Raw genomic sequence first — 26,687 nt, forward strand, 5'->3', positions numbered from 1 at the left:
CGGCTCCCCGCGCCCGCGGGCCCTCCGGAGCTCCACCCGGCTGGGCGTGGTCGGTCTCGGCCCAGAGGCAGAGGGCGCCGCCGCGGGCGATGAAGCCGTGCAGGACCGTGACCCCGCCGGCCCCGGGTGCCGTCATGCGAGCTGCCAGGTGATGTCGGGTGGGCGTACCCGGGCGCAGCGCGGACCGCCCGCCGCGTCGGTCAGGCCCAGCCGGGCCAGCAGCGTGCCGCCGTCGTCGTGGGCCGCGCGCAGCAGCGGCGTGGGTATGTCACCGAACATCAGCTTGGCCCGCCGGAAACCCGCGAAGGTCTCGCCGTGCACCGCGCCCCAGCTCAGGTAGAGGAAGCGGGCCCCGGGCCGGCCGTGCACGTAGGCCCCGCCGACGTCGAGCAGGCCGTCGACCTCGCGGCTGGTGACCTCGAACTCCCAGACCGCGGCGGACGCGGCGGCGCTGATCCGCTCGACGACCTCCTGCTTGCGCTGGACGCCGACCTGCACGTTGCTCAGCCGCAGCTCGTCGGCCTGCGCGCCGGCGCGGCGCCCGGGCAGGTCGCTGCCCTCGATCCGGATGTGCACGTCCTGAACTCTAGGCCGACCCCCCGACAATTCCGCCGCGGCGCCGCTCCCCGTGGGCACCGCGCGGCCTCGCCCGCATGCCACCATGGCCCGGTGACTTCGCTGCCGCCCGACGCCGCCGCCGACGCCCGCCCGCCGCAGCCGGTCGCGACCCCGGTCGTGCGCACGTCCGTGCTCCTGCTGGCCTACTTCGCCTTCATCAGCCTGGGGCTGCCGGACGGCCTGCTCGGGGTCGGCTGGCCCTCGATGGCCACGGAGTTCCGGGTCGGCACCGACTCCGTCGGTCTGCTGCTGTTCGCCGGCACCGCCGGTTACCTGGTGTCCAGCGTCGCGGCCGGGTTCAGCATCGCCCGGCTCGGGGTGGGCCGGTTGCTCGCCGTCAGCACCGCGCTGGCGAGCCTGGCGCTGGCCGGCTACGCGGTGTCGCCGGCCTTCGCGTTCCTCGTCCCGTGTGCGCTGATCGCCGGCTTCGGTGGCGGCGCCATCGACGCCGGGCTCAACGCGTACGCCGCCGGCGCCTTCGGGCCGCGGCACATGAACTGGCTGCACGCCTTCTTCGGGCTGGGGGTGGCCATCGGCCCGCTGATCATGACCGCCGTGCTCAGCGGCGGGCTGTCCTGGCACTGGGGGTACGGGATCGTCGCCTCCGGTCAGGCGCTGCTCGCGCTGGCGTTCGCCCTGACGCGGCGCTCCTGGGCGCAGCATCGTGTCCGGCTCTCCGCCGCCGAGCAGGCGGCCGGCGACAAGGCGGACGGCGAGGCAGCCGCACCGACGCGGATCGCCGTGACGCTGGCCATCCCCGCGGTGTGGATCAGTGCGGCGGCCTTCGCCGTCTATGTCGCACTGGAGATCACCGCCGGGCTGTGGGCGTTCCTGTTCCTCACCGGCGAGCGTGGGATCAGCGCGACGGTCGCCGGTGTCTGCGTGTCGGCGTACTGGGCGAGCCTGTTCGTCGGCCGGGTCGTCCAGGGGTTCATCGTCGAGCGGGTCGGCACCGTGCGCATCCTGGTCGGCAGCCTGCTGGGCCTGGTGGCGGGTTCGGTGCTGGTCACGCTGCCCGGCCCGGGCTGGCTGGCGGTGGCCGGCCTGATGGTCATCGGCTTCGCGGCGGCGCCGGTGTTCCCGTTGCTCACGCTGACCACCGCCGACCGGGTCGGGTCGCTGCACGCCGACCGGACGATCGGCGTGCAGATGGGCGCGTCGGGCCTCGGCGGCGCGCTCATCCCGGCCGGGGTGGGAGTGCTGATCGACCGGCTGGGCGCGCAGGTCCTCGGCCCGGCGCTGATCGTGCTGTCGCTGCTGCTGCTCGGCTTGTACGCCTCCACCCGCCGGCGCCCCGCCGCCGCCGGAGTGCCCGGCTGGACGGGCTCCGGGGATCATGGACCATCGCGGCCGTCGTGATCCCCGGAGACACCGCTCAGGCGCCCTGGTCGATCAGGGCGGCGTAGCGGCTCAGGTAGAGCGGCCAGCCCTCGTCGTGGGCGACGCCGTCGCGGACGGACTCCCAGCCGGGGCCGTGCCGGTCGAGGTGGCGGTGCTCCAGCTCGACCCGGGTGCGGTGCGGGGTCTCGGCGACGAAGCGGACCTCCACCTCGCTGGCGTGCTCGGGGTCGGTCTCGAGCTGCCATTGCGGGCTGATGTCCCAGCTGAAGACCACCCGGTCCGGCGGGTCGCAGGCCAGCACCCGGGCCCAGCGGCACTCGGTGCCGTCGACGGCCCGGTCGTAGATGTGACCGCCGGGCTTGGCCTCGAACACGGTCTCGGCGATCGGCGCCCCCAGCAGGTTGTGCTCCTTGGGCTTGAAGTCGCCGAAGCGTTCGGTGAACAGGGTGAACGCGCGCTCGATGGGTGCCTGCACGACGATCTGCCGGCGGACCACCTGCTCAGCTGTCTCGGTCATGACGTCTCCTCGGTCGGTTGGTCGGCGACGTCCTGATAGCCCTCCAGCGCGCGGGTCCAGAACGTCTCGAGCTGATCGCGCAGCGCACCCACGCCGGCCGGGTTGAGCCGGTAGACCCGGCGGGTGCCGGCCGCGCGATCGGTGACGAGCCCGGCTTCCTTGAGCACCTTGAGGTGCTGGGAGACCGCCGGCCGGCTGATCGGCAGCTCGTCGGCGAGCTCCCCGACGGCGCGGGGCCGTACGGCCAAGCACTCGAGGATGGCGCGCCTGCTGGGATCGCCCAACGCGTCCCAGCCGTCCTCCGCTTGGTAAGTAGCCACGAACGGAAAGCTACGACTTACCGAGTGCCTCCGTCAAGGGGCGGGTGCGGGCGCCGCTGCGGACCGGGAAGTGGATGGGCCCGCGGACGATGCTGGACACCCGCCGCCGCAGCGGTCCGGTGCGGTGCAGATCCGGCAGGCGCTCGGCGAGGCGGCGCAGGGCGATCTCCGCCTCCAGCCGGGCCAGCGGCTGTCCCACGCAGTAGTGGATCCCGCTGGAGAAGGCCAGGTGGTCGGCGGTCTGCTCGCGCCGGATGTCGAACGTGTCCGGGTCGGGGAAGGCCTCCGGGTCGCGGTTGGCCGCACCGATCAGCGTGACCACGTACTGGCCGCGCCGCACCAGGTGGCCGTCCAGGTCGACGTCCTCCAGGGCGCAGCGGGCGGTGCGCTGCACGGGCGGGTCGTAGCGCAGCGTCTCCTCCACCGCGGGACCGGCCAGCCCGGCCGGGTCGGCGCACAGGGCCGCCCACTGCTCCGGGTGGGCGAGCAGCGCGTTGACCGCGTTGCCGACCAGGTTGACCGTGGTCTCGAAGCCTGCCACCAGCAGCAGGTTGCACATCGGGACCATCTCGTGCGGCTGGATCCGGTCGCCCTCGGCGGCCACGATCCGGCTGACCAGGTCGTCGGCCGGTTCCCGGCGGCGCAGCGCGAACAGGCTCTCGAACAGCTCGCGCAGGTCGCGGTTCGCGGCCTGCAGCCGGGCGGCGTGCGACAGGGAGTGGACGCCGTCCAGGGCACTGGCGATGACCGTGCCGTAGCGCGCGAAGCGGTCCGCGTCCACGTCCGGCACGCCGAGCAGGGCGGTGATGACCTGGATCGGCAGCGGCGCCGCGTACGCGGACACCAGGTCGAACTCCCGTCCCGGCCCGACCCGGTCGAGCAGCTCGTCGACCGTGCTCTCGACGAGGGGGCGGTAACCGGCCATCTGTTTCGGGCTGAACGCCGGCTGGGCCAGGCGCCGCAGCCGGGTGTGGTCCGGCGGGTTCTTGTCGAGGAACGACATGTCGAACTCGTCGGTGGCCCCGGGCGCGGCCACCAGGTCGGCGGCACGCACCCCGAAGCGCCGGTCCCGCAGCACGGTGTCGCAGATCGCGTGGCTGGTCGTCACCCAGTTGCCGATCCGGGTGGGGCCGAAGCGGGGCATGCCCCGGTAGATCGCGTACGGGTCGTCGCGCCCGGGCCGCAGGTGCAGCAGCGACATCGGGTCGCGCCGCACGTAGCCGTGGTAGGCGAAGCCGAGCCGGCTGCCGTAGAGCCCGGCGGCGAACGCGACGGCGCGGCGCAGCTCAGCCATGGTCGCGCAGCCAGGCGTCGATGAGGCCGTTGAAGTGGCCGAGGAAGCGCTCGTGCTCGTGCGGCGGGTACATCGCCCGGACCGTCTCGCGCAGCAGGGAGCGGAACTCCTCCGAGCCGACCCACTCGGCGACCATCTCGTCGACGTGGCCCAGGTACTTGGCGCAGAACTCCTCGTACCGCTCGGTCTCGAAGTAGTCGTCGGCGAGCCGGCGGTAGCGGGCGAGCTTCTGCCCGTAGTCCAGCGACGGGTCGTCGGCGATGGCGAAGTACTCCGCGGTGTCGGTGTCCAGCCGCGGCCTGCGCCCGGTGACGACGCAGTAGATCGTCCAGCGCAGCAGCGCCGACATCGCCCACGGGAAGTAGTAGTGCAGCGAGGTCACCGCCACGTCGGGGCAGGCGTTGGCGTAGTCGATCGGGTGCACCTCGGTGCCCTTGACCAGCGACTCGCAGCTGTTGAACTCCCACCGGAAGAACGCGTTGACCAGCCGGGAGATGGTGACGACCTCGTCGCCCACCTCGGGGGTGAGGAAGTTGTGGTCCACCGCGTAACGCTCGTGCATGGGCAGCTCGGGCCGGAACTTCATGACCATGGTCTCCGGGCCGATGGTCAGCGAGCGGGCGAACACGTCGTAGTCCTCGACGGCCGCCTGCAGGTGCATGAGCCGCTCGCCGGACGCGTCGTACGCCGCGTGCAGCTCCGCCACGTTACGGATCTTGGAGACGCCGACCCAGGCCCCGCCGTCGTACGGCTTCATGTACATCGGGTAGCCCACGGACTCGGCCAGCGCCTCCAGGTCGAACGGCTGGTTGTAGCGCGCCGAGGTGTAGGCGTACCGGGAGTTGTCCAGGGGGTTCTTGAACGGCACGAGCACGGTCTCCGGCACCTTGAGCCCGAGCCGCAGCATCGCGCAGTACGCGGCGTGCTTCTCCATCGACTGGAACGTGAACGGGCTGTTCAGCAGGTACACGTCGTCCATCAGCGCGATCTTCTTGAGCCACTCGCGCGGGTGGTAATACCAGTAGGCGAGCCGGTCGATGACCAGGTCGTGCTTCGGCGAGTCGCGCAGGTGGAACGGCTCGATGGTGACCCGCACGCTGCGGGTGCGGTGGGTCCGGCCCTGGGCGTCGGTGACCACTCCGACGCGGCGCAGCAACGCCTCGTACGCCCGCGGCCAGTCGTCCTCGGTGCCCAGCAGCAGTCCGATGGTGTGCTCGACGTCGGCCATGGCGCCTCCCGTTAATGGAACACTGTCTGCAGCAACGTGGTCAGGTGCGGGTCGAGGGCGTCGCGCCAGCCGGTCCAGTTGTGCGCGTCGGGGACCTCGGTGAAGGTGACCGGGTAGGCCTGGCGGCCCAGTGCCGCCGCCATGTCGCGATTGTTCGCCAGGTTCTCCTCCACCGCACCACAGGTGATGACCGTGGGGACCGGACTCGCGAACGAGGGGGCGCGCAGCACCCGCCCGGTGAACCGGACGATGCGCAGGTAGCGCCGGAAGCCGGACTCCTGTCGGTCGTAGCGGGGCTGGAAGAAGCTGCCGGACTGCAGGAACAGCCCGGCGAAGCGCTGCGGGTGGCGGCGCTGGGCGTGCAGCATGGCCAGGGCGCCCAGGCTGGCCCCGGCGCCGAGCACCGGCCGGTCGGTGCCGAGCTCGGCGGCGAGCTTGGGCAGCACGTCGCGGGCCAGGGCCCGGGCGTACGCGGGACTGGCCGCATACCACTCCAGGCGCTCCCCCGGCGGCAGCAGCACGAGGTGGTACGGCGGCACGTGACCCGCCCCGATCATCGCCGCGGTGTAACGGCCCAGTTTGCCGTACCGGTGGTAGTCGGGCCCGTCGTGCGCGACCAGCACCCGGTCGGTGGCCGTGTCCGGCGACCAGATCCGGGCCACCATCTCGCCGTGCAGCGTGGGCAGCGGCAGGTAGACGTCGCGCCACTGACCGGTGGCCTGCGGCAGGTGCAGCCAGCCGGGCTCGCGGTAGTCGGGGCACCACAGGACCGAGGCGTCGCCCTCGCGCCGCGGGTTGTCCGGATCGGCGACGGTCTCGGTGCTGCCGTCGCCGTGACCCAGTTCGAGCTGGTACTCGATGCGGTGCACGGCCGGACGGGGCAGGCGCAGCTGCCAGGTGCGGCTCTCACCGTCGTACGCGAAGTCGCCGGCGGCCACGCCGGAACGCAGCCGGACGGCGGTCAGCCGGTGCTCATGATCTTGGAGCCGGAAGCAGACCTCGGTGCCGTCGCACCACGCCCCGACCGCCGGTTCCATGACGGCACCATAACCGGCCGGCGGCCCGCCCGGCAGCAGTCTCAGGGGGTGTATGTCTGCGGGCCGGGCGACGCCGACGGCAGCCCGAACATCTCCGCCAGGCCGGTGATCCTCAGCTGGCGGTGCACGAACTCGCTGGGGTTGCGCAGCACGAACCGGCTGCCGGTCTCGCGCGCGGCGTTGTAGCCGGAGACCAGCGCGCCGACGCCCATCGAGTCCATGAACGTCACGAAGGTCAGATCGACGATCATCGAGACCGGGCGCTCGCCGTGCAGGGTGCTGACCAGTGCGTGCCGCAGCGCGTCCACGGTGGCCGCGTCCAGCGAGCCGCGCACGTCGACCACGATCGCGCCGTCCGCCTGCCGCCGCGTGGTCATCACGGCCTCGCCCATGGTCTCGTCCTCCGAACCCGGTAACCCGTGGGCCCACGCTACAACGCCCGCCGTTCACCTCGCAGGCTGCCGGACGTTTCCGTGCGCCGAGCGGACAGCCGGTGCGCCGAGCGTCATGGCGACGTCACCCACCGCGAGACGCAAAGAGCAACCGCAGCGGGCAAGTTCGCCACATCCTGCAGATCATCTTGCGGTTTCCGCAGGTGAGCGGCCACGGTGGCAGCGGTGGTCACCGATGCACCCGCTCGCATCCGGCCACTCCCGGGGCGCGGCCGGGGAGGTGTCCACGACGGCGGTCTCCACGCGGCCGCCGAGGCATGTGGAGGGTGGGCCCAGCATGGTCACAGGCTCGAACCGAAGGCCGGGGATCTTCGCGATCCGCGATGTCCGGTCGCTGATCTCCGAGACCACCGAGGAAGGCCACGGCCTGAAGAAGGCCGTCGGCGCCACCCAGCTGACCGCCATGGGGGTCGGCGCCATCATCGGCACCGGCATCTTCGTGGTCATCGGCGAGGGGGCCGGCGTGGCCGGCCCGGCGGTGATCCTCTCCTTCGTGCTCGCCGCGGTGGCGTGCGCGTTCTCCGCGCTGTCCTACGCCGAGCTGGCCTCGTCCATCCCGGTATCCGGCAGCGCCTACACCTACACGTACGCGACCCTGGGCGAGATCGTGGCCTGGATCATCGGCTGGGACCTGATCCTGGAGTACGGGGTCTCGGTGGCCGCCATCGCGGTCGGCTGGGGCGGCAATCTCAACGCGTTCCTCGACTCGGCGTTCGGGGTGGCCCTGCCGGACGCGATCGCCAAGTCACCCGAGGACGGCGGCATCTTCAACCTGCCCGCCGTCTTCATCGTGCTGGCCATCACCGCTCTGCTGGTCCGGGGCGTCACCGAGAGCGCCCGGGTCAACCTGGTGATGGTCGGCGTCAAGCTGGCGGTGCTGCTGTTCTTCATCGTGGTGGCGCTGTTCAACTTCGGCACCGGCAACTTCCAGCCGTTCACCCCGAACGGCGTCGACGGGGTCACCGCGGCGGCCGCGATCATCTTCTTCGCCTACATCGGCTTCGACGCGGTCTCCACCGGCAGCGAGGAGGCCCGCAACCCGGCCCGGGACCTGCCGCTGGCGATCATCGGCTCCCTGATCATCTGCACGGTCTTCTACGTGCTGACCGCGGTCGGCGCCATCGGCATCGCCACCCCGGCGCAGCTCGAGTCCACCGACGCGCCGCTGGCCGCGGCCCTGGACCAGGGGGCCGGGATCAGCTGGGCGGCGTCGATCCTGGCGCTGGGCGCGGTCGTCGCGATCACCAGCGTGGTGCTGGTCATCCTGTACGGCCAGACCCGCATCTTCTTCGCCATGTGCCGCGACGGCCTGCTGCCGCAGCGCTTCGCCGTGGTCAACCAGCGGTACGGGACCCCGGCCCGGCTCACCATCGGCCTCGGCGTGCTGATCTCGATCCTCGCCGCGCTGGTGCCGCTGTCCGAGATCGTCAAGCTCGTCAACATCGGCACGCTGTTCGCGTTCGTGCTGGTCAACATCGGCGTGATCATCCTGCGCCGGACCCGGCCGGAGATGCCGCGGCCGTACCGGGTGCCGTGGTCGCCGGTGCTGCCGATCATCGGCGTGCTGTTCGCCGTCTACCTGATGTCCGACCTGCCGCTGAGCACCTGGATCCGGTTCGTCGTCTGGCTGGTCCTGGGCCTGGCCATCTACTTCCTGTACGGCTACCGCCACTCCAAGCTCCGCACCGCCCGCCCGGACGACGGCGGGACCCCGAGCTGGGCCCGCGACACCACGCCGGACACGCCGCCCGGAGACCCGCGGTGACCGCCCCGGCGACCGCCCCCGTCATCGTCGGGGTGGACGGCGGGCCGTCCGCCGACGATGCGCTGGTGTTCGGCCGGTGGGCCGCGGCGACGCTGGGCGCGCCGCTCGTGGTGGCCGTGGTGCATCCGGCCCCGTCCGCGCTGGGCTCGGGCCGGGTGGACGCCGAGTGGGTGGCCGACCGGCACCGGGCCGCCGAGGCGGTGCTGGACCAGGCCCGGTCCGTGCTGGGTGAGGACCACGGTGACGTCACCTTCCGGGTCGTCGCCTCCACCTCGGCCGCGCACGGCCTGCACGACCTGGCCGAGGAGTTGTCGGCGGAGACGATCGTGGTGGGTTCGGGCCGGGCCGGACCCAAGCACCGGCTCTTCGCCGGTAGCACCGCCGACCGGTTGCTGGCCGGCAGCCTGTGGCCGGTCGCGGTCGCCCCGGCCGGGATGCAGACGCCGCCGGGTGCGCTGGGCCGCATCGGCGTCGCGTACGTGGACACGCCCGACGGCCGCGCGGCGCTCGCGACGGCCGCCCGGCTGGCGCAGCGGACGGGCAGCCCGCTGCGGCTCTACACGGTCGTCGCCGAGGCCGACGCGACGCTGCCGTTCCTGGTCGGCCAGGACGCCGAGCACGCGTTCCTGGACACCGCCCGGGAGACCTACGAGCTGTCGCTGAGCCGGGCGGCGGGGGCGGTGGCCGGGGTCGAGGCGGACTGGGAGGTCCGTACCGGTGACGTGGTGGAGTCGCTGGCCGACCTGGACGACGTCGACGTGCTGTTCTGCGGCTCCCGCGGGTACGGGCCGGCCCGGCGGGTGCTGCTCGGCGGGGTGTCGGCCCGGCTGATGCGCCGGGCCCGGCGGCCGGTCGTGGTGGTCCCGCGCAGCGGCTGAGAGGTGTCCCGGGCCGCCCGCGGAGCGCTCCCGCCGGGCGGCCCGGGCTCATACCTGACATGCTGCGGCGGTGCGCGCGCTCCCCGACGATCAGCCGTGGGTCTTCGACCTGGTCTCACCGGACGACGCCCGGCGTGCGACGGCCCTGGCCCGGCACGAGGCGCTGCTGGCCGAGGCTCTGGTGTCCCGGCAGCGGGCGGACGACCTCCGGATCCGGCAGGGCCCCAGCCGGCCCGCCGAGAACACGGCCCGGCGCCGGCTCGACCGGACCCTCGACGGGCTGATCAGCGCGTTCCGCCGGGCCGAGGACCCGGCCGTGAGAGCGCACTACGCGCCCTACGCGGTGCTGTTCCTGCGCTGGGAGGAGCGCTTCCTGCCGGAGCTGAAGAAGTCGTGGATCTGCTCACCGTGGACCACCAAGGACGCGGTGCTGCGCGACTTCACCCGGGGCGGGGTGCCGGCCGAGCAGGAGCCCGCGCTCGCGGAGCTGATCGTGGCGGCGCTGCGGCGGCCGTACCGGTGCAAGGACTGGCGGTACGCCGGCCTCCTGCGCCACGTCACGCCGCCGACCGAGCGGATCGCGGAGCTCGACGACGACCGGGCCGGCTTCGCGCGGCACGTGCTCGCGCACCCGGAGCTGACCGTCACCCGCTTCAGCTACGACCGCTGGCGGGCCGCCGGGGGCTGACGCGTCAGCCGGCGCGGTGGCGGCCGGGACGGTCGCCGAGGAACGTGGTGTCCGGGTCGGCGTCGGCCGCCAGGGCCATGTCCGTCGGGGCCTCGGCCGCGCGCTCGTCCCAGGCCGACACCCGCGAGGGCCGGGGCATGACCGAGCTGATGTCCACCAGCGGCACGTAGACCCGCGCGTCCACGGCCTCGGCCAGCAGCAGCGCGGCGACCAGGGCGGTCGGCCGCTCGGCCGGGTCCCGGTGCAGGCAGCGCGAGCAGAGGTCGAGCACCTCCGGCGCCATGCCCTCGATGGCCGGCAGCGGGTCGGGGTCGCGGTGACGCTGGGCCTCGACCAGCTCGGTGTGGCTGGCGGCCTGCCAGGGCAGCCGGCCGGACAGGCAGTGGTAGAGCAGCACACCGAGGGAGTACATGTCCGAGGCCGGGGTCGCGGGCAGTCCCTCGAAGCGTTCCGGGGCGACGTAGGCGGGCGTGCCCATGACCGGGCCGTCCGGGTCGGGGTCGTGACTGCCGACCGCCGCCGCGATGCCGAAGTCCAGGACCTTGGCCCCGGCCGGGGTCAGCATGATGTTGGCCGGCTTGATGTCGCGGTGCACGACGCGCTCGGCGTGGGCGGCGGCCAGGGCGGCCGCGACCTCGGCGCAGACGCGTACGGCGATGCGCCAGTCGAAGAGCCCGGCGCCGAGGTGCTCGCTGAGCGTCTGCCCGTCCACGAGCTCCATGACGATGTACGGCACCTCGCGGCCCGGCGACAGCGACGTGCCGAAGTCGTGCACGCCGGCGACGTTGGGATGGGCCAGCCGGGCGGCCGAACGCGCCTCGGTGCGGACCAGATCGACGCCGTTGACCTCGCCCAGCGTGCCCTCGACGGCGGGAGCCATGATCTTGACGGCGACCGGCCGGTCGAGCACCTGGTCGTGCCCACGCCACACTTCGGACATACCGCCGATGCCGATGCGCTGCTGGAGCTGATACCGCCCGCCCAGCGTCCGCATTGCTGCCCCCTGTTCCGTCACCGCGAGGCCGCCCCCCTCGTGGTTGCAGCCGACGTACCCTCGCCTCCGGCAGGGCAAACGCTCCCCGCGAGCATCAGCCGATCGAGTCGAGGCGGAACACGCCCTGCTCGCCCGGCACGACGACGATGTGGTCGTCGACGTCCCGGCCCGTACCGATGCGCAGTGAGACGCCGGCCGCGACGCGTTTGGTGACCAGCTTGCGCACGCCGTCGCGGCGCAGCGCGGCCAGGCCGGGCCGGGCAGCCCGGCGCATCCGCGCGGCCTGCTCGCGCACGGCGGCCTCGATGGCCGGGAAGTCCATGTGGACGGCGCGGTTCTCGGCCGAGCCGAGGTACTCGAACGGGCCCGAGTCGGCCAGCGTGCGCATCGGCACGCCGATGAGCGTGAGATTGCGGTACGCGCCCTTGTCGAGCATCGAGACCGCGTGCCGCACGCCGTGGCGCCGGCCCATGACCAGGAACGTGCGGTAGATCATCGTGCTGACCAGCAGGGCCGACCGGCGGCCGCGGTACTGCGGGAGGACCGCGAGAGTGGCGCAGTCCCACACCTTCTCGCCGCTCATGCCGTGCGCGGCCAGGATGGTGGCGACGTCCGCGCCGATGTGCGGCGGGGCGTCGTCGACGGTCTTGACCCCGGCGCCGTGGCTCTCGATCATCCGGGCCACGCCGGCCGGCACGCCCCGCTTGCGGTCGATGACCACGAAGAACAGGCTGCGCTCCTCGTACGGGCCGTACTCGGCGGCCATCACCGTGGCGTCGTTGCCGAACGTCTCCTCGAAGACCTGGCGTTCCAGGGCCCGGCCGACCGCGGCCAGGTCGCTGTCCGGCCCGACGACCGCTGTCACGAACCGGCCGCCGGTGGGGTGCGCGGCCAGGAACTCCGCGGTGATGCGCCGCACCGAGGCGGGGGCGAGGTCGTAGCGGGCGGTCGTGGTCGGGCCCATGCTCAGAACTCCTTCGCGACGAGCTCGGTCGTCCGGAAGTACTCCTTGGTGAAGTCGATGACCGTCTGCGGGTCGAAGGCCTTGCAGGTGTAGATATCGACGCTGAAGAACGAGATCGGGCGTTCCCACGAGTAGAAGTGCGCGCCGGAGGTCTCCCAGTGGATCCAGCCGGCCCAGCCGTACAGGTCGCTGACGTGGGTGACCGGCTCGATGATCGTGATCATGTCGGTCACGTCCGAGAGCTTCTTCAAGTAGTCCTTGATGTGCTCGTCGGTGATCACGAACGTCGGGTACCCCTCGACGACCATGCGCTGGCGGGTGATGGTCGGGGCGAGGTCCTTGAAATCCAGCATGTCGGCGGTGCCTTCCGGGTGCGGGGGGATCGGGAGCGGGGCGGTGGCGGTGCGGGTCACCACGAGGGAGCCGTGCTGGGCCGCGGCCGCACCGGCGGCTTGGGAGCGCGGTCCTTCACCGACTGTGACCGCATGTCATCACTCTTGGTGCGGTCCTGGGTCGTGGGGAGCGGCATGTCGGTTCCTTCGGGGTGACAGTTGCGGAGCGTGTGGGGCTTTTGGGGGAGAAGCCTGACTCGCTCGCTTCCGTCACCAAATCTACCGGAGCGCTACGCAGGGTCAACTGACCACTGAGCCGCGGTGCCGCTGACCGGGCGGCCATCCCGGCCTGACCGAAGGTGCGGGGCCACGGCACAGGGACCCCAACAGGTCTATCTCGCCTCACAGGATTCGCCCAGCAGCGCCGAAGCCCGCGGCATCGGGACGGACGGCCGGCAAGCCGGGCACCGAAGCCGTGACCAGCAGAGACGGCTCGCAACCACCGATGTCCGAATAGTCGCAGTGGTACGGATCACTCATGCATTCGTAACTCTCCGTGCCTTTCGGGTTGCGAGGCGGTTATATCTGCGCCGGTCGTAGGCCACAATAACGATCTGTAATCGGACTGGCACTCAGCATGACGCAGGGTCCGGCGGGTCTGGTGCTCCGCTAATCTTCGGCGGTGATCCGCAGAGCAGTGTTCTTCGACGTGGACGGCACGCTGGTCCCGCACACCAGCAGCGGGCAGCACCTGGCCGAGTCACTCGGACACGCCCAGGTCGTACGCGATGCAGAAGCCGGTTACGCCGCAGGCACCCTGACCAACGAGCAGGTGTGCGTCCTCGACGCCCGCGGGTGGGCATCCCGGACCCCTGCCGAGGTCGGCGGATTCCTTGAATCGTTGCCGCTGGTCGACGGCATCGCCGAGACCCTCGCCTGGTGCCGCCGTCACCGGCTGGCGCCGATTCTGGCCACACTCGCATGGGACGCCGTCGGCGCCTACCTCTGTGACCGTTTCGGATTCGACCGTTACTGCGGTCCGCGCCTGGAAGTGATCAACGGCCGCTACAGCGGCAATGTCGCCGCCTACCTCGACGAGCTCGGCAAGCGCGACTTCGCGCTCGGCGTGGCAGCCGGCATCGGTGCAGAAATGAGGCACTGCGCCGCCATCGGAGACGGCCGCTCGGATGTGCCACTGTTCACCGAAGTCGGCATGGCGGTCGCTTTCAACGCCACCGCGGCCGCTCGCGCAGCCGCCCACGCGTCAGTCGACGGGAACGATCTGCGCAACGTGCTACCGGCTCTGCAGGCATGGCTGAACGAAACGCCATGACCTCTGTGCCTGCGGCCGGGACGAAACATGGCGGAGCCCGTCCTTGTGGGACGGGCTCCGCCATGGACGGTCTTCCGGTTCTGATCCGCCGGTGATGGTGGCGGGCCCCGGAGACCGGGAGTTCTGGGATCGACGCTAAGCCAGGTGGATCATGAGCGGTGAGCCGGGCCCGGTGTTCGTGACCCGCCTCTCACACTTTCAGTAGGCGAGTTCGGTGCGCAGGTCGTGGGCGCCGTCCTGGCGGGTCGCCTCGTAGTAGATGCGCCGGCGGCCGTCGGGCATCGTCACCAGGCTCAGGTAGCGCAGGCCGTTGGGGGCGTACGGGCTGCCCACCGGCTCGCCGTCCTCCGCGGTCAGCTCGCCGAAGCTGCCGTCGGGCAGGCGCACACCGCGGGCCGTGCCGGTGCGCTCCTCCCAGTTCTCCCCCGCGGTGGCCCGGCCGTCGTACGCCGCCACGACGGTGTCGCCGTCGACCGACACCGAGGAGACGCGCACGCCGCGGGCGTCCCACTGGCCCGCACGACCGGACAGCGCCGTGCCGCGCCAGGTCCAGTGCACGCCGTCGGGGCTGGTCGCGTACTCCGTGGTCATCCGGTCGGCGTCGTCCCACGACTCGAGCGGGTGCACCGACGCCCAGAGGTGCCAGCCGTGCTCGTCGTGGTGCAGCACCGGGTCCTTGACGCCGACTGTCTCGTCGCCGGCCAGGACAGTGCGCGGGGTGGCACTGGCCAACTCCTCAGGGGTGTCGGCCTCGAGCAGGTCGACGCGCCAGTGCTTGGTGCCGGGGGTGGCCGCGCTGACGTAGAGCCGCCACCGGCCCTGCGGGGTGCGGACCAGCGCCGGGCGCTCCAGCGACTCGGCGCCGAAGGCGTCCTTGCCCACCTCGGCCACGACCGTGAAGTGCAGGCCGTCGGCCGAGCGGGCGACCACGTTGGAGATGCCCCGGCCCTCACCGATCGGCAGACGCAACCTGTACGCCAGGTAGACCTCACCGTCCGCGACGATCGAGGACGGCGCGCCCGCCCACGCTCCCGGCTCGTCACCGGGCGGCTCGACCACCACCGTGGCGTCTTCCCAGCGAGGCAACGGGAGGGCTTGAGTTCCGATGGACAAGGCGGCTCCGTTTCGTGGCGTCAGCGACACAGCGAAGAGTATCGGGTGAAGCTTGCATGATCTATGGGGAAGGTAGGGATTCCCGGCAGGTCACCGCGCGCGGGCGTGTCGGTCCACGGAGAGCCAGTCGTCGTAGCTCTCCCCCGTCACGTCCTGCAGCAACGCTATGTCGTCAACGAACAAGGGCAGCAGCGCGGCACGTTCCTGCGGGGTGGTCACCGGCCGCGTGCCCTGCTTGCGGTGCAGCACGGTCAGGATCGGGCCGCGGGCGGCCAGGCGCAGCGGTACGGGGAACCGGTGGCCGAACTGCCCGCCGGCCCGCAGCAGCCCGCGCAGCACCCGGTTGACGCCGTTGTCCTCGACGACGTGGCGGTTCACGTTCTCGCGGGGGATCTCGCGCAGCACGCCGGCCGGCACGCCGAGGAAGTCGCAGACCCGGTCGAGCGTGGCGGCGGGCGCGTCCTTGAGCTCGCGGTAGCGCAGCAGCAGCACCTGCTCGCGGGGGAAGACCTTGTAGAGGTGCTGCACCTGGCGGCCGTAGAGCCCGAGGCTGATGTAGTGCCAGAAGTCGGCCCAGCCGTCCGCCTTGCGCTGCTCCTCGGCCCGGCAGGCGGTGAGGAAGTCGGCCTCCGGCTCCAGTCCGGCGTTCCACAGGTGCGTCCAGTTGGAGTGCGCGCGGTCCACCGGGTCACGCAGCAGCAGGATCAGCTTGGCCTCCGGGACCAGGGCCTGGATGCGGTCGTGGGCGTCCAGGTCGTACAGGTAGAAGGGGGTGGCCTCGCCCCGCAGCGTGCCCGGCGGCGCGGGCGCGAACAGTGCCTCGTAGTCGGCGCGGCGCCACACGTGCTCCTGGTAGGTCTGCACGTCGCCCGGCCCGCCGAGCCTGGGCGGCGGGCCGTCGGAGAGGAAGAACTTCGGCTCCTTGACCCTGGACAGGTAGAGCTGAGGATGCCGGACCAGCGCGGCGTGCAGGGCCGTGGTGCCCGCTTTGGGGACGCCGGCGATCAGGAAGTCCGGGAGCGGCATAGGGGCTACCTCCTCGTACGGTGCGGCGGCGCCACCCGGCGAGGTGCGCGGCGCCCCGCGAAGTAGAAGTTAGCCTACAGAAACAGTAGGTTTTCGCGACCCGGTGTCCACACCGTGAGCAGGGTGGGTACCCACCGGCGGCGCGACCACTCCCCTCGGCGCTCCCGGATCGCGGTCAAGCGCGCCGGTGCCACCAGCGACGACGGCGGTAGCGCGGGCACACCTCGGGGCCGCAGAACGTGCACTCGGTGCCGGCGCGATGGTGCTCGTGGGCGGATCGCTGATGGCCGCAGACACACAGCGCGTCGGTCGCCGTCACCGGATCACCCACGGTGCCGACGACCGCGCGGTACGGCACCCAGCCGGCTCGGACGTCACCGGGACAATTTATCCATCGACCGGCTCCGGCACTGTCCCGCCCCAGATCTAACCCGTTTGCACCCGTGAGACTACAGCCCGTGACATTACCGAGAGTGATTCGGATCACTCGGCGTTATCCGACATTTGGACTATGCCCCGATCGCGGCCACCGATCCATCGGTTGACCCGGAATAGTGCCGCGACGCCCGTCTCCGGCCTCCACTGCCTCGGTGTCCGTTACTGGGTGTGACGACTGGGGCTTGCGTACGATCTTGTTGCCCATGTGCATAACCCCAGGTCATTCGATTGGTCAGGGTTCACCGCACGGGCATCGTCACCCTGGCCCTTTGGTTAGTTGACGCTACGTAGCGTGTTGCTAGATTTGTCGGCAGAAGCGAGCGACCTGCGTTCCCCTCCCCGGAAACCGCCGATTACGTCGCAACTGCCGCCCCCGAAGGGACCGACATGCAGCTTTCCACGACCTCGGGCAACACGCCGAGTAACGGGCAGCCGTCACCGACCGTAAGCGTCGTGATTCCGACCCTGAACGAAGAGCGGAACCTGCCGCACGTGTTCGCCAAACTGCCCGACGGCATCGACGAGGTGATCGTGGTCGACGGCGGATCGCGGGACCGCACGGTCGCCGTGGCCCGCGAGCTGCGCCCGGACGTGGTGATCGTGCAGCAGACCCGTACCGGTAAGGGCAACGCCCTGGCCTGTGGCTTCGCCGCCTGCACGGGCGACATCATCGTGATGATCGACGCCGACGGCTCGACCGACCCGGCCGAGATCCCGAGCTTCGTCGCCGAGCTGGTGGCCGGCGCCGACTTCGTCAAGGGCTCGCGCTTCGACAAGGGCGGGCACAGCCACGACATCACCAAGCTGCGCAAGCTCGGCAACGACGGCCTCAACCTGGTGGTGAACGTCCTGTTCGGGACCCGGTTCACCGACCTCTGCTACGGCTACAACGCCTTCTGGCGCCGGGTCGTGCCGACCCTGGCCCTGCCCGACCCGGCTCTGCCGCGGCCCACCGACGGCAGCAAGCTCTGGGGCGACGGCTTCGAGATCGAAACGATGATCAACATCCGGGCCGCCGCCGACGGGATGAAGGTCGGCGAGGTCGGCAGCATCGAGCACGCCCGCATCCACGGACAGAGCAACCTGAACACCTTCCGGGACGGCTTCCGGGTGCTGCGCACCATCTTCAGCGAGTACGGCCGGATGCGCCGTCAGCGCCGCACCGGCAGCCAGGGCACCGGCGTCATCCTGCACCAGCACCCGACCGCCACCCCGGCTACCACCACGCCGGTGCACGTGCTGAACAAGGTCGTCAACCGCCCGCCGGTCGCCGGCGTCGCCCCGGCCGGGGACTCTCGCCAGCACGTCGCGCACCTCAACCGGGGCCTGCGCCGCGACGACGTCGGCACCCGCCGCACCGACGACATCAAGGCGCTGCAGTCACGCGCCACCCGCGAGGACTGAGCTCCCCCGCCGCCAGTCCCCCGCCCCCGACCTGTCCCGAGGAGCACCCGCGTGGAACCCACCCCTCGCCCCGCCGTCAGCATCGTCATACCGACCCACACCGAGCAGCGCTGGAACGCGCTGGTGCGCACCGTCGCCTCGGCCCGGTCGCAGACGTACACCCCGGCCGAGATCGTCGTCGTGGTCGATCACAACCCGGCACTGTTCCGCCGGGTCCGGCGCGACCTGGCCGGCGTGACCGTCCTGGAGAACCTGTACGCCCAGGGCGTGTCGGGCAACCGCAACACCGGGGCGTTCCACACCAGCACCTCGCTGATCGCGTTCCTCGACGACGACACGGTGGCCTGCCCGCAGTGGCTGGAGCTCCTGATCGAACCCCTGGCGGCGGACCCGGCGGTGGTCGGCGCCGGCGGTGGCATCGACCCGGCCTGGGAGGGCCCGAGGCCGACCTGGATGCCGGAGGAGTTCCTCTGGGCGGTCGGCGGCTCGTACGCGGGGATGCCCACCACCACCGCGCCGGTGCGCAACGTGTGGTCGGCCAGCATGATCGTGCGCCGCGACACCTTTCTCTCGGTCGGCGGCTTCCGCACCGGCTTCGGCAAGCTCGGCAACCGGAACCGGCCCGAGGACACCGAGCTGTGCCTGCGGATGAGCGCCCTGGCCGGCGGCCGCTGGATGTACGTGCCCGCCGCGGTGATCCGCCACGAGGTGCCCGCGAGCAGCTCGACCTTCGGCTTCTTCCTGCGCCGCTGCTACGCCGAGGGACGCGGCAAGGTCGCCATGGCCGGCCTGCTGGACGGCAAGAGAAGTCTCGGCTCGGAACGCGACTACCTGCGCTCGCTGCCCCGGGCGGTGCTCCGCAACCTGGTCGCGGCCACCACGGGCCGGGGCGCCCACCACGCGCTCAAGGCCGGCGGGGTGCTGGCCGGCGTCGCCGCGGCCGGGGTCGGCGGGGTCGTCGAGACCGTCGCCGCCCGCCGCACGGTCACGGCCGGAGCGGCCCGATGACCGCCGGGGTGAACGGGGCCGGCGTGAACGGCAAGGTGTGGGTGCCGGCGCAGCGCACCGACGACATGATCACCGCGCCCGCGTTCGAGCCCAGCGGCGAGGTGCTGCCGGCCACGGTGCTCGACCTGGACCTGTCCGACCCGCTGCCGGCGGTCGCCGGGGTGGGCCCGGACGGCCGGCGCGTGCTCCAGGCGTGGGTACTGGTCCGGCTGTTCACCGAACCGCTGGGGACCGTGCTCACCGACGTACCGGAGCAGGGTCTGCGGCCCGCCGACCTGGCGGCCGCGATCGGCGCCGAGCTCGGCACCGCCCTGGCGCCGCGGCTCGCCGAGCTGGGCCTGTCCGCCCTGCCCATCGACGGCATCACCCCGGCGACCGAGCCGGCCTTCCTGGCCCGCCGCCGCGCGGTGCTGGCCGAAGCCCCGCCGATCACCGTCGTGGTCTGCACCCGGGAACGGCCCGGCGCCCTGGCCCGGTGCCTGGACAGCCTGCTCGCGCAGGCCTACCCGGACTTCCGGATCCTGGTCGTGGACAACGCGCCGGTCACCGACGCGACCGCCGAGGTGGTCCGCTCGGCGGCCCGCCGCGGCCCGGTCACCTACCTGAAGGAGCCGCGCGCCGGGCTGTCCTTCGCCCGCAACGCCGCGGTGGCGGCCGCGCCGGGCGAGATCATGGCCTGGATCGACGACGACGAGTACGCCGACGTCAACTGGCTGGCCGAGGTCGCCCGGGCGCTGGTCGAACACCCCGAGGCCGACGTGGTCTCCGGCGTGATCGTGCCGGCCGAACTGGAGACCCAGGCGCAGCTGTGGTTCGAGCAGTTCGGCGGGCACAGCAAGGGCCGCGGTTTCAAACCCGACGTGTTCAGCCCGGCGACCGCGCACATCCAGAGCCCGCTGTACCCGTTGCCGCCGTTCGGCACCGGCGCGAACATGACGTTCCGGGCCGGCGTCATCGAAGGCATCGGCGGCTGGGACACCGCCCTGGGCGCCGGCACCCCGGCGATGGGCTCCGAGGACACCCTGGCGTTCACCCAGGTGCTGATCGCCGGCGGCACGATCGTCTACCAGCCGACCGCGGTCACCCACCACTACCACCGGCGCGACCTCGAAGGACTGCACAAGCAGATGGTCGGCTACGGCGCCGGGCTGACCGCCGCGTACACCAGCCTGCTGCTCAAGCGGCCCGGCCTGCTCTGGCCCCTGCTGAAGCTGGCCCCGGGCGCCCTGCGCGACCTGACCAGCAAGGACAGCCTGCGGGTGTCGACGCTGCGGGAGGACTTCCCGCGGGAACTGCTGACGGCGAACCGCAAGGGCATGCTGGCGGGACCGCGCGCCTACCTGAAGGGCCGCCGGGCGGCCCGGGCCAAGGCCCGGAGCGGCCGCTGATCGTGGCGACTCAGCCGTTCACCGGAAACTTCCCCCCGGACCGGGCATTCTCGGTCAGGAGGAAGCAGATGTGGCGATCGGTCGGAAATGCGTACGCCACCCCGGCTCGACCGACCGGGGTGGCAGCCGCATGCTGAGCGCGCACCCGGCCCCGGAACCCGGCGAACCGGACAACGGACCGGTGCTGCGCCCGGCGAGCCCGATGACGTCCATCCAGCAGTACGAGTCCCCCGACGCCACGGAGGCCCAGCACATGGCGGACCAGCGCGCGGCCGACCAGCGCGCGCCCGAACCGGCCCGGACGCAGGATCGGCCGCAGGACGACCAGCCGCACCCGGACCAGCCGGTGCAGAACCGGACTGCGCCGAACCGGCCCGGCCAGGAGGGTGGCGGGGCGCGGCCGGCGCGCGGGACGGCCCGGGTACGCCCGGCGGCGCCGTCCGGTGCCGACGTGTCCGGACCGGCGGTGGCTGACATCCAGACCACGTCGGGTGTGCCCAAGGTCGTGATCCCCGCCGCGGTGCCGCCGGCCGCTCCGGCTCCGGCTCCGGCCCCGGACGACGCGGCTGAGACCGCCCCGGTCGCCACGAGTGACGTCGAGACCGCAAGCGAAGCCGAGGCCGACACCCCACCGGAACCTGCAGCCACAGCCGGAACGGATCCGGAACCCACGGCCACAGCCGGCACGGACCTGGAACCCACGGCCACAGCCAACGACGACCCCGAACCCACGGCCACAGCCGACGCCGACCCGGAACCCACGGCCACGGCCGACGCCGACCCGGAACCCGCAGCCACGGCCGACGCCGACCCGGAACCGGCGGCCACGGCCACGCCCGACCTCTCGGCCGACGCCGAACGCGGCTCCGCGGGCACGGTCACGGCAGAGCCGGCAGCGACACCCGAGGCAGGATCGACGCCCGAAGCCGGACCCGGCACGGGGGCCGAGTCGCCCGCAGAAGCCGGCCAGGACGCCGCGCCGGCGGAGGCCGCCGACGTGGCGCAGCCGAGCGCGGCACAGGAGGCGCCGGCTCCGGAAGCCGCTTCACCGAGCGAGGAAGGCAGCGCCGATCCCCCATCGGAGGCCCCGGACGCCGCCACCGAATCGGACATCGAGCAGGTAGCAGGGACAGAAGGTGAGTCCATCCCTCAAGCTCAGGTTGAGGTTGAGATCTCGTCCGAGCGCGAACCTGAAGCTGATGTTGAGGTTGAGACCACCCCGGAAGTGAGCGATTCCGAGGCGACCGCGGTGCTGGTCCTGCCCGCCGGGCCCCCGGCCGGCACCAGCCCGAAGGAGACCGCCCCGGACCAGGCCGAGCCGGACCCCGAGCCGGACCAGGCCGAGCCAGACCAGAGCGAGCCAGACCACAGCGAGCCCGACCAGAGCGAGCCCGACCGGGCCGGAACCGACCAGGATGAGCCCGAGCAGGAAGGGCCGAACCCCGACGACACGGTCGTCCTGCGCGTCGGGCCGACCGTCGAAGACACGGTCATCCTGACCCTGCCGGAGACCCCGAAGGCGACCCCCGCCCGGACCCCCGGCGAGGACACCGTGGTCATCGCGCTGCGGGCGCCCGACGACACCGTCGTCATCCCGGTCGTCAGCTCGACCGCCAGCGTCGCACCGCCGACCGATGTCGTCACCGCCGTCATTCCCGTCGTTCCCGGCCGGCGGGACAGTCAGCGGACCGAGGTCGCTCCCCCGCCCGATCCCGGCCGTAAGCCCAAACCGGCCCGGGCCCGCCGCGAGCCCCTCGACCTGGGCCACGCCCCGGCCGTCCTGACCATCTCCGCCCTCGGCGTGCTCATGGTCGCCCTGGCCTACGCCGGCGGGCGGGTCAGCACCGGCAACGCCCAGTTCGCGTACTGGGTCGGTCAGGTCGTGGTCTTCACGCCGGTCGTGGTGCGGTTGCTCAGCCGCCGGATGGCCGGGGTCGCCGAGTCGTTCCTGCTCGTCATGGGGCTGGCTCTGCACCAGTACCTGCTGAAGTGGATGTACAGCCCGGACCAGTTCCGGTTCCCCGACGAGTTGCAGCACTGGCTGGCCACCACGATCATCGTGCAGTCCGGGGAGCTGTTCCGGCCCAACCCCGCGCTGCCGCCGGCCGAGCATTTCCCCGGGCTCGCCGAGCTGGGGGCCGCCGTGGCCGCGATGACCGGGCTGCCGGTCACGGCCGCCGGCGTCATCGTCGCCGGGATCGCGCACCTGGTGTTCGTGGGCGTGCTCTTCGCGGTGGTGCTGCGGGCCAGCAACTCCCCGGCCGTCGCGGGCGTCGCCTGCGCCACGTACGCGACCGCCCTGCACTACCTGTTCTTCAACTCGATGTTCCTCTACCAGACCGCCGCCCTGCCGTTCTTCATGCTCACCATCTGGGCGGTACGCCGCTGGCGGGCCGAGGGCGGCCGGATGTTCGTGGCGCTGGCCGTGACGTCGATGGCGCTGACCACCGTCAGCCACCACGTCACCGCCCTGGCGCTGGTCGCCACGCTGACGTTGCTGGCGGTCGCCGAGCTCGTCGTGGACCAGCCGCGGCGCTGGTCCGCGCTGACGATGCCGCTGGCCGCCGCAGTCGTGGTGGCCGCCTGGATCCTGTTCGTCGCCACGGATGTCGTCGGTTACCTCGAGGAGCCGGTCGACCAGGTCGCGCGTACCGTGTCGCAGCTCTTCTCCGGGGAGAGCGACCCGGCTTCGGCGAGCGCGCCCGTCTCCGTCGGTCAGCTCGTGGTGCAGGGCGCCGGCCTGCTCGGGCTGCTGGTGCTCTATCTCGCGGTCACCCGCGACATGGTGCACCGCCGGGACCGGGACTGGTGGCGCTGGGCCGCGGTGGTCGGCGGGATGGTGTTCTTCGCCGGCAACGGGGTGCGGTTCCTGGGGCAGAACGGGCCGGAGATCGCCGGGCGGCTGTCCACGTTCACCTACATCCCGATCTCCATCCTGGCCGCGATCGGGCTGGTCCGGGGCGTGCAGCTGATCCCGGCCAAGGACGAGTTCGGGCATCGGTGGCGGGCCGCCGCGCCGGCCATCGACGTGGTCATGCCGGGCGGCTGGAACCTGTACAGCCGGGTCGCGGCCGGCTCGGCGATGATCACGCTGCTGATGATCGGGGCGCGGGCCGGTGGCTGGCCGCCGATCGCCTCCATCCTGCCGGGGCCGTACCTGGCCGGCGGGTACGAGCGGTCGGTCGACGCGTACGGGGTGGCGTCGGCCGACTGGCAGCGCACCACGCTGGGCCCGGGCAACCGGGTCGGCGGCGACGCGACGTCGGTCTCGCTCGCCTCCACGTACGGGCGCCAGGACCCGGTCCGCGAGGTGGGCTCCCTGTACTACGCCGACGTGTGGGGGCTGGAGCAGGACGACCTGGTGCAGCGCGTCCACGTGCAGTACCTGGTCGTGGACCGGCGGCTGAGCACCCAGTTGCCGGAGAGCGGCGCGTACTTCGAGAGCGACCCGAGGTCCGGGCAGATCACCTCGCCGCTGACCGTCGGGCAGCTCGGCAAGTTCGACACGCTGGCCGGGATGGACCGGCTCTACGACAACGGCACTGTCCGCATCTACCGGACGGGGGTCCAGTGAGCGCTCTGCTCTCCCGGGTCGTGGCCGCGCTGGCCGTCGCCGCCGGCGCCGCCGTCCTGGTCGCGCCGCAGGCCCTGGCCATCGCCGGTGGGCTGCTGCTCGGGTTCGTGCTGCCCGGGATGGCCCTGCTGGGCGTGCTGTTCCGGCGCCGGGCGCTGACCGCGGTCGAGCGCACGGTGCTCACCCCCGCGCTGAGCATGGGCGTGCTGATCGTCGCCGGCCTGGCCATCCACGTCGTGGGCCTGCGCATCGACCGGCTCGCCTGGACCGTGGCCACCGTCGGGGTGACGCTGGCTGGGGTGGTCGCCGCCCGGCTGCTGCCGCCGCGCCGGGTGCGCGCGGCGGACGGCGCGGAGCCGCAACCCCGGCCGGTGGGCGAGAAGCTGGTGCGGATCGGCGTCGGCGAGAACACCGTACGGCTTCCCCTGAACGGCGTGGCGGAGGCGAACACCGTGGCCGAGGCGAACACCGTGGTGATGTCGATCGTGCCCGCCGTGCCGGAGGAGGACGAGCAGCGCGCCGCCGCCGCCGAGGAGAAGGCCCGGCGCCGGCGTCTGCTGCGCCAGTTCCTGCCGCTGGTGGCAGTCGCGGCCGTGCTGGCCGGAGCGAGCTGGCTGTCGTTCACCACGTCGCGGGCCACGCACGACACCGTCGTGACCGCACTGTCGGCGACACCGTCGGGCCCGGTCAACGCGGCCGGGAACCGTACGGTGCGGGTGTCGGCGACCGGGCTGGTCGCCTCGGACGGGCCGTACACGCTCAGCGTGACCGGCCCGTCGGGGACCGCGACGGTCAAGCGCACGGTCACGGTCACCGGCGACGGGACCTGGAGCGAAGCGCTGAGCCTGCCGGGCGCGCAGCGGATGCGGGTGAGCCTCTACCGGTACGGGGACACCACCGCCTACCGCACCCTCTATCTCAGCGCCGTAGACTGACGCGGACACGCGACTGGCGGCATCGAGGATGGGGACCACCATCGGGGAGCTCGCCGTGGGGGCCGTCCGCCTGGGTGCCCACGCCGGAGTGGAAGCTGTATGTCCGTAGAGCATGAAGCAAGGCTGCTGCCCGGCAAGCCGGTGGCCGACGAGGTCCTGGCCGACGTCGCGCAGCGCGTGACGAAGCTGCGCGAGGCCGGCGTCCAGCCGTCGCTGGCGACCGTGCTGGTCGGCGACGACGACGCCAGCGCCGGATACATCCGGATCAAGCAGCGCCAGGCCGCCGAGCTGGGTTTCGTCTCGCCGCACGTGCACCTGGGCGCGGACGCGACGCAGGACGACCTGCTGCGGGCGATCGACCAGCTCAACGCCGACCCGGCCGTGCACGCCCTGCTGATCCAGTACCCGCCGCCCCCGCACATCGACTACGACGCGGCGCTGCTGACCGTCGACCCGGACAAGGATGTCGACGGCATGCACCCGCTCAACCTGGGCCGGCTGTCGGTCGGCCTGCCCGGGCCCCGGCCGTGCACCCCGGCCGGCATCGAGGCGCTGCTGGCGTACCACGACGTGCCGGTGGCCGGCCGCGAGGTGGTCATCCTCGGCCGGGGCGCGACCATCGGGCGCCCGCTGGCCATGATGCTGGCGCAGAAGCGGCCGACCGCGAACGCCGCCGTGACGGTCGTGCACACCGGCGTGCCGGACTGGCAGCGCTACACCCGGCGGGCCGAGATCCTGGTCGCCGCAGCCGGCGTGCCCGGCATCATCCAGCCCGAGCACGTGCGGCCGGGCGCGACGGTCATCGGCGCCGGCGTGCGCTACGAGGGCCGCCGGCTGCTGCCGGACGTGGCCGAGGAGGTCGCGCAGGTCGCCGGGGCGGTCACCCCGCGGGTCGGCGGCGTGGGCCCGACCACCGTGGCGATGCTGTTCCGCAACGCGATCGAGGCGGCGGAGAAGGCTAGCCGCTGAAGCGGGCGCTCGCCGCCATCGCCCGGTACGCCGCCAGCGACTCGGCGTCGGTGTCGATGCGCCACTTCTCCTCGTACCCGGGGTGGGTGTCGGTGTCGAACCAGGTCACCGCGCCCACCGCCGGGTGCGCCTCCACCCAGCGCGCGAAGAGCGTGATCCAGTCGGCCTTGGTCCGGCCGCCCCGGTCCACCGAGCCCACCTCGGTGATCATGATGGGTTTGCGGGCGGCGTACGCCCGGTAGATGCCGGCGAACAGCTTGTCCGGGGTCTCGCGGTGCAGGTTGTAGCCGGAGACCCCGACCCAGTCGACGTACTCGTCGCCGGGGTAGAGCGCCGCGAAGGTGTTCCACTCCGCGGCCGGGTCGGAGTTCCAGTTCGGGCTCCACACCCACGACACGTTGGTGGCCTTCTCCTCGGCGAAGATGCGGTGCAGGCGCTGCCACGCGGTCACGTACGCCTGGCCGTCCTTGCCGTTGCGGGCGGCGCTCCACTTGTACCAGTCGCCGTTCATCTCCCAGCCCCAGCGCAGCAGCACCGGCCGGTCCTGGCGCTTGAGCCGGCGGGCGGCGCGCGCGATGAGCGCGTCGCTCGCCCCCGAGGTGATGTCGGGGAGCGGGCAGCCGCGCCACGACACCATCGGGGTCGCCTTGGCCGGCAGGCCCTCGATCGCCTGCGGCAACGTGTCGGTGAAGTCGTAGAAGACGTGCACGATGCGCTCGTCGCGGCCGAGCTGGTTGCGCCGCAGGGCCAGGCTCTCGGTCAGCGACCTGCCCTCCAGCCCCAGGTAGGCGCCGAGCATCGCCCGGCCCGGCCGGAACGGCACCGGTCCGCCGCCCCGGGTGACCACCGCCGGCGTGGGGCTCGGGCCGGGCTTCGCCGACGCGGCCCGGCCCGGCGAGCTGGTGGCCTCGGCCGGGGTCTCGTCGCTGCCGATCGTGCGCACGGCGAGCACCGCGGCCGGCACGGCGGCCAGCGCGGCGAGACCACCGACGAGGTGCCGGCGGGTCAGCTTCCGCGGGGCCCGGTGCGCCGGCGTCACGTGAGGTTCCGGCCGGTCGCCCGGGCGACCCG

General features: G+C 72.5%; 24 protein-coding genes and 1 riboswitch. Of the genes, 11 read left to right on the forward strand and 13 right to left on the reverse strand.

Features of this window, described 5'->3' with window-relative positions:
• Positions 1 to 132 precede the first annotated feature (132 nt).
• Positions 133 to 576, reverse strand: coding sequence for a DUF5990 family protein (locus ACWEOZ_RS41785; RefSeq protein ID WP_451916227.1), 444 nt, complete (start codon positions 574 to 576; stop codon positions 133 to 135).
• Positions 577 to 669: 93 nt separating this feature from the next.
• On the opposite strand from ACWEOZ_RS41785, the gene ACWEOZ_RS41790 reads away from it, so the two are divergent.
• Complete coding sequence (locus ACWEOZ_RS41790) at positions 670 to 1,977, forward strand: MFS transporter (RefSeq protein WP_451916228.1); 1,308 nt, start codon at positions 670 to 672, stop codon at positions 1,975 to 1,977.
• Positions 1,978 to 1,993: 16 nt separating this feature from the next.
• Here ACWEOZ_RS41790 and ACWEOZ_RS41795 read toward each other — a convergent pair whose 3' ends face one another.
• The 6 genes from ACWEOZ_RS41795 to ACWEOZ_RS41820 are packed head-to-tail and all read right to left on the reverse strand — an operon-like array spanning position 1,994 to position 6,747.
• Entirely contained in the window at positions 1,994 to 2,476 is a 483-nt protein-coding gene (locus ACWEOZ_RS41795) for an SRPBCC family protein (RefSeq protein ID WP_451916229.1), read from the reverse strand.
• Positions 2,473 to 2,796: an ArsR/SmtB family transcription factor gene (locus ACWEOZ_RS41800; RefSeq protein ID WP_360554457.1), complete on the reverse strand. Its 324-nt coding sequence runs from the start codon at positions 2,794 to 2,796 to the stop codon at positions 2,473 to 2,475. Before ACWEOZ_RS41800 ends, ACWEOZ_RS41795 begins: the two co-directional genes overlap by 4 nt.
• 10 nt (positions 2,797 to 2,806) lie before the next feature.
• Positions 2,807 to 4,090, reverse strand: coding sequence for a cytochrome P450 (locus ACWEOZ_RS41805; protein WP_451916230.1), 1,284 nt, complete (start codon positions 4,088 to 4,090; stop codon positions 2,807 to 2,809).
• Positions 4,083 to 5,318, reverse strand: a complete 1,236-nt coding sequence (locus ACWEOZ_RS41810; protein ID WP_451916231.1) for an ATP-grasp domain-containing protein — start codon at positions 5,316 to 5,318, stop codon at positions 4,083 to 4,085. Before ACWEOZ_RS41810 ends, ACWEOZ_RS41805 begins: the two co-directional genes overlap by 8 nt.
• Before the next feature lie 11 nt (positions 5,319 to 5,329).
• Positions 5,330 to 6,355 (reverse strand): alpha/beta hydrolase, encoded by a 1,026-nt coding sequence (locus tag ACWEOZ_RS41815; protein ID WP_451916232.1) that lies wholly within the window; start codon positions 6,353 to 6,355, stop codon positions 5,330 to 5,332.
• Between the two features lie 41 nt (positions 6,356 to 6,396).
• The gene (locus tag ACWEOZ_RS41820) at positions 6,397 to 6,747 is read right to left on the reverse strand and encodes an STAS domain-containing protein (protein WP_360554463.1); all 351 of its coding nucleotides are present in this window, start codon (positions 6,745 to 6,747) and stop codon (positions 6,397 to 6,399) included.
• Positions 6,748 to 7,084: 337 nt separating this feature from the next.
• Between ACWEOZ_RS41820 and ACWEOZ_RS41825 the strand changes: the two genes are divergently transcribed.
• From ACWEOZ_RS41825 to ACWEOZ_RS41835, 3 genes are all read left to right on the forward strand, one after another.
• Entirely contained in the window at positions 7,085 to 8,572 is a 1,488-nt protein-coding gene (locus ACWEOZ_RS41825) for an amino acid permease (protein WP_451916233.1), read from the forward strand.
• On the forward strand, positions 8,569 to 9,450 hold the full coding sequence (locus tag ACWEOZ_RS41830) for a universal stress protein (RefSeq protein WP_451916234.1): 882 nt from the start codon (positions 8,569 to 8,571) through the stop codon (positions 9,448 to 9,450). The genes ACWEOZ_RS41825 and ACWEOZ_RS41830 overlap by 4 nt, the downstream gene beginning before the upstream one ends.
• Positions 9,451 to 9,520: 70 nt before the next feature.
• Positions 9,521 to 10,138 carry a hypothetical protein gene (locus tag ACWEOZ_RS41835; protein WP_451916235.1) on the forward strand — a complete coding sequence of 206 codons (618 nt, stop codon included), beginning with the start codon at positions 9,521 to 9,523 and terminating at the stop codon, positions 10,136 to 10,138.
• A gap of 4 nt (positions 10,139 to 10,142) precedes the next feature.
• On the opposite strand, the gene ACWEOZ_RS41840 is transcribed toward ACWEOZ_RS41835, so the two are convergent.
• From ACWEOZ_RS41840 to ACWEOZ_RS41850, 3 genes are all read right to left on the reverse strand, one after another.
• Positions 10,143 to 11,132: a serine/threonine-protein kinase gene (locus ACWEOZ_RS41840; protein ID WP_451916236.1), complete on the reverse strand. Its 990-nt coding sequence runs from the start codon at positions 11,130 to 11,132 to the stop codon at positions 10,143 to 10,145.
• 94 nt (positions 11,133 to 11,226) lie between these two features.
• The gene (locus ACWEOZ_RS41845) at positions 11,227 to 12,096 is read right to left on the reverse strand and encodes a hypothetical protein (RefSeq protein WP_451916237.1); all 870 of its coding nucleotides are present in this window, start codon (positions 12,094 to 12,096) and stop codon (positions 11,227 to 11,229) included.
• Between the two features lie 2 nt (positions 12,097 to 12,098).
• Complete coding sequence (locus ACWEOZ_RS41850) at positions 12,099 to 12,512, reverse strand: S-adenosylmethionine decarboxylase (protein ID WP_360826023.1); 414 nt, start codon at positions 12,510 to 12,512, stop codon at positions 12,099 to 12,101.
• Positions 12,513 to 13,110: 598 nt separating this feature from the next.
• On the opposite strand from ACWEOZ_RS41850, the gene ACWEOZ_RS41855 reads away from it, so the two are divergent.
• The gene (locus ACWEOZ_RS41855; protein WP_451916238.1) at positions 13,111 to 13,761 is read left to right on the forward strand and encodes an HAD family hydrolase; all 651 of its coding nucleotides are present in this window, start codon (positions 13,111 to 13,113) and stop codon (positions 13,759 to 13,761) included.
• Between the two features lie 198 nt (positions 13,762 to 13,959).
• On the opposite strand, the gene ACWEOZ_RS41860 is transcribed toward ACWEOZ_RS41855, so the two are convergent.
• Both ACWEOZ_RS41860 and ACWEOZ_RS41865 read right to left on the reverse strand, forming a co-directional pair.
• Positions 13,960 to 14,874, reverse strand: coding sequence for a hypothetical protein (locus ACWEOZ_RS41860; protein WP_451916239.1), 915 nt, complete (start codon positions 14,872 to 14,874; stop codon positions 13,960 to 13,962).
• Between the two features lie 90 nt (positions 14,875 to 14,964).
• Entirely contained in the window at positions 14,965 to 15,900 is a 936-nt protein-coding gene (locus ACWEOZ_RS41865; protein WP_451916240.1) for a sulfotransferase domain-containing protein, read from the reverse strand.
• 825 nt (positions 15,901 to 16,725) lie between these two features.
• Between ACWEOZ_RS41865 and ACWEOZ_RS41870 the strand changes: the two genes are divergently transcribed.
• The 6 genes from ACWEOZ_RS41870 (at position 16,726) to ACWEOZ_RS41895 (ending at position 25,616) form a co-directional block, all read left to right on the forward strand.
• Positions 16,726 to 17,742 carry a glycosyltransferase family 2 protein gene (locus ACWEOZ_RS41870; RefSeq protein WP_451916241.1) on the forward strand — a complete coding sequence of 339 codons (1,017 nt, stop codon included), beginning with the start codon at positions 16,726 to 16,728 and terminating at the stop codon, positions 17,740 to 17,742.
• Positions 17,743 to 17,793: 51 nt separating this feature from the next.
• Entirely contained in the window at positions 17,794 to 18,750 is a 957-nt protein-coding gene (locus ACWEOZ_RS41875; protein ID WP_451916242.1) for a glycosyltransferase family 2 protein, read from the forward strand.
• The gene (locus tag ACWEOZ_RS41880; RefSeq protein ID WP_451916243.1) at positions 18,747 to 20,138 is read left to right on the forward strand and encodes a glycosyltransferase; all 1,392 of its coding nucleotides are present in this window, start codon (positions 18,747 to 18,749) and stop codon (positions 20,136 to 20,138) included. Before ACWEOZ_RS41875 ends, ACWEOZ_RS41880 begins: the two co-directional genes overlap by 4 nt.
• A 130-nt stretch (positions 20,139 to 20,268) precedes the next feature.
• Positions 20,269 to 23,712 (forward strand): hypothetical protein, encoded by a 3,444-nt coding sequence (locus tag ACWEOZ_RS41885; RefSeq protein WP_451916244.1) that lies wholly within the window; start codon positions 20,269 to 20,271, stop codon positions 23,710 to 23,712.
• A complete protein-coding gene (locus ACWEOZ_RS41890) occupies positions 23,709 to 24,647 on the forward strand; it encodes a hypothetical protein (protein WP_451916245.1) in 939 nt (312 codons plus the stop codon). The genes ACWEOZ_RS41885 and ACWEOZ_RS41890 overlap by 4 nt, the downstream gene beginning before the upstream one ends.
• A riboswitch (ZMP/ZTP riboswitch) is annotated at positions 24,647 to 24,730 on the forward strand. Its footprint overlaps the gene before it by 1 nt.
• A 16-nt stretch (positions 24,731 to 24,746) precedes the next feature.
• The gene (locus tag ACWEOZ_RS41895) at positions 24,747 to 25,616 is read left to right on the forward strand and encodes a bifunctional 5,10-methylenetetrahydrofolate dehydrogenase/5,10-methenyltetrahydrofolate cyclohydrolase (protein ID WP_451916246.1); all 870 of its coding nucleotides are present in this window, start codon (positions 24,747 to 24,749) and stop codon (positions 25,614 to 25,616) included.
• Here ACWEOZ_RS41895 and ACWEOZ_RS41900 read toward each other — a convergent pair.
• On the reverse strand, positions 25,606 to 26,687 hold a 1,082-nt coding region (locus ACWEOZ_RS41900), incomplete at its 5' end, for a glycoside hydrolase family 26 protein (protein WP_451916247.1). The two genes, ACWEOZ_RS41895 and ACWEOZ_RS41900, sit on opposite strands and share 11 nt — an antisense overlap.

It is taken from the genome of Actinoplanes sp. NPDC004185 (assembly GCF_053603475.1).

What these genes read in the sequence shown, in the direction of transcription:
- ACWEOZ_RS41825 (WP_451916233.1), top strand. Translation starts at nt 7,085, where the DNA reads ATGGTCACAGGCTCGAACCGAAGGCCGGGGATCTTCGCGATCCGCGAT.
- ACWEOZ_RS41880 (WP_451916243.1), top strand. Translation starts at nt 18,747, where the DNA reads ATGACCGCCGGGGTGAACGGGGCCGGCGTGAACGGCAAGGTGTGGGTG.
- ACWEOZ_RS41870 (WP_451916241.1), top strand. Translation starts at nt 16,726, where the DNA reads ATGCAGCTTTCCACGACCTCGGGCAACACGCCGAGTAACGGGCAGCCG.
- ACWEOZ_RS41895 (WP_451916246.1), top strand. Translation starts at nt 24,747, where the DNA reads ATGTCCGTAGAGCATGAAGCAAGGCTGCTGCCCGGCAAGCCGGTGGCC.
- ACWEOZ_RS41885 (WP_451916244.1), top strand. Translation starts at nt 20,269, where the DNA reads ATGCTGAGCGCGCACCCGGCCCCGGAACCCGGCGAACCGGACAACGGA.
- ACWEOZ_RS41865 (WP_451916240.1), bottom strand. Translation starts at nt 15,900, where the DNA reads ATGCCGCTCCCGGACTTCCTGATCGCCGGCGTCCCCAAAGCGGGCACC.
- ACWEOZ_RS41815 (WP_451916232.1), bottom strand. Translation starts at nt 6,355, where the DNA reads ATGGAACCGGCGGTCGGGGCGTGGTGCGACGGCACCGAGGTCTGCTTC.
- ACWEOZ_RS41805 (WP_451916230.1), bottom strand. Translation starts at nt 4,090, where the DNA reads ATGGCTGAGCTGCGCCGCGCCGTCGCGTTCGCCGCCGGGCTCTACGGC.
- ACWEOZ_RS41845 (WP_451916237.1), bottom strand. Translation starts at nt 12,096, where the DNA reads ATGGGCCCGACCACGACCGCCCGCTACGACCTCGCCCCCGCCTCGGTG.
- ACWEOZ_RS41810 (WP_451916231.1), bottom strand. Translation starts at nt 5,318, where the DNA reads ATGGCCGACGTCGAGCACACCATCGGACTGCTGCTGGGCACCGAGGAC.
- ACWEOZ_RS41820 (WP_360554463.1), bottom strand. Translation starts at nt 6,747, where the DNA reads ATGGGCGAGGCCGTGATGACCACGCGGCGGCAGGCGGACGGCGCGATC.
- ACWEOZ_RS41840 (WP_451916236.1), bottom strand. Translation starts at nt 11,132, where the DNA reads ATGCGGACGCTGGGCGGGCGGTATCAGCTCCAGCAGCGCATCGGCATC.
- ACWEOZ_RS41795 (WP_451916229.1), bottom strand. Translation starts at nt 2,476, where the DNA reads ATGACCGAGACAGCTGAGCAGGTGGTCCGCCGGCAGATCGTCGTGCAG.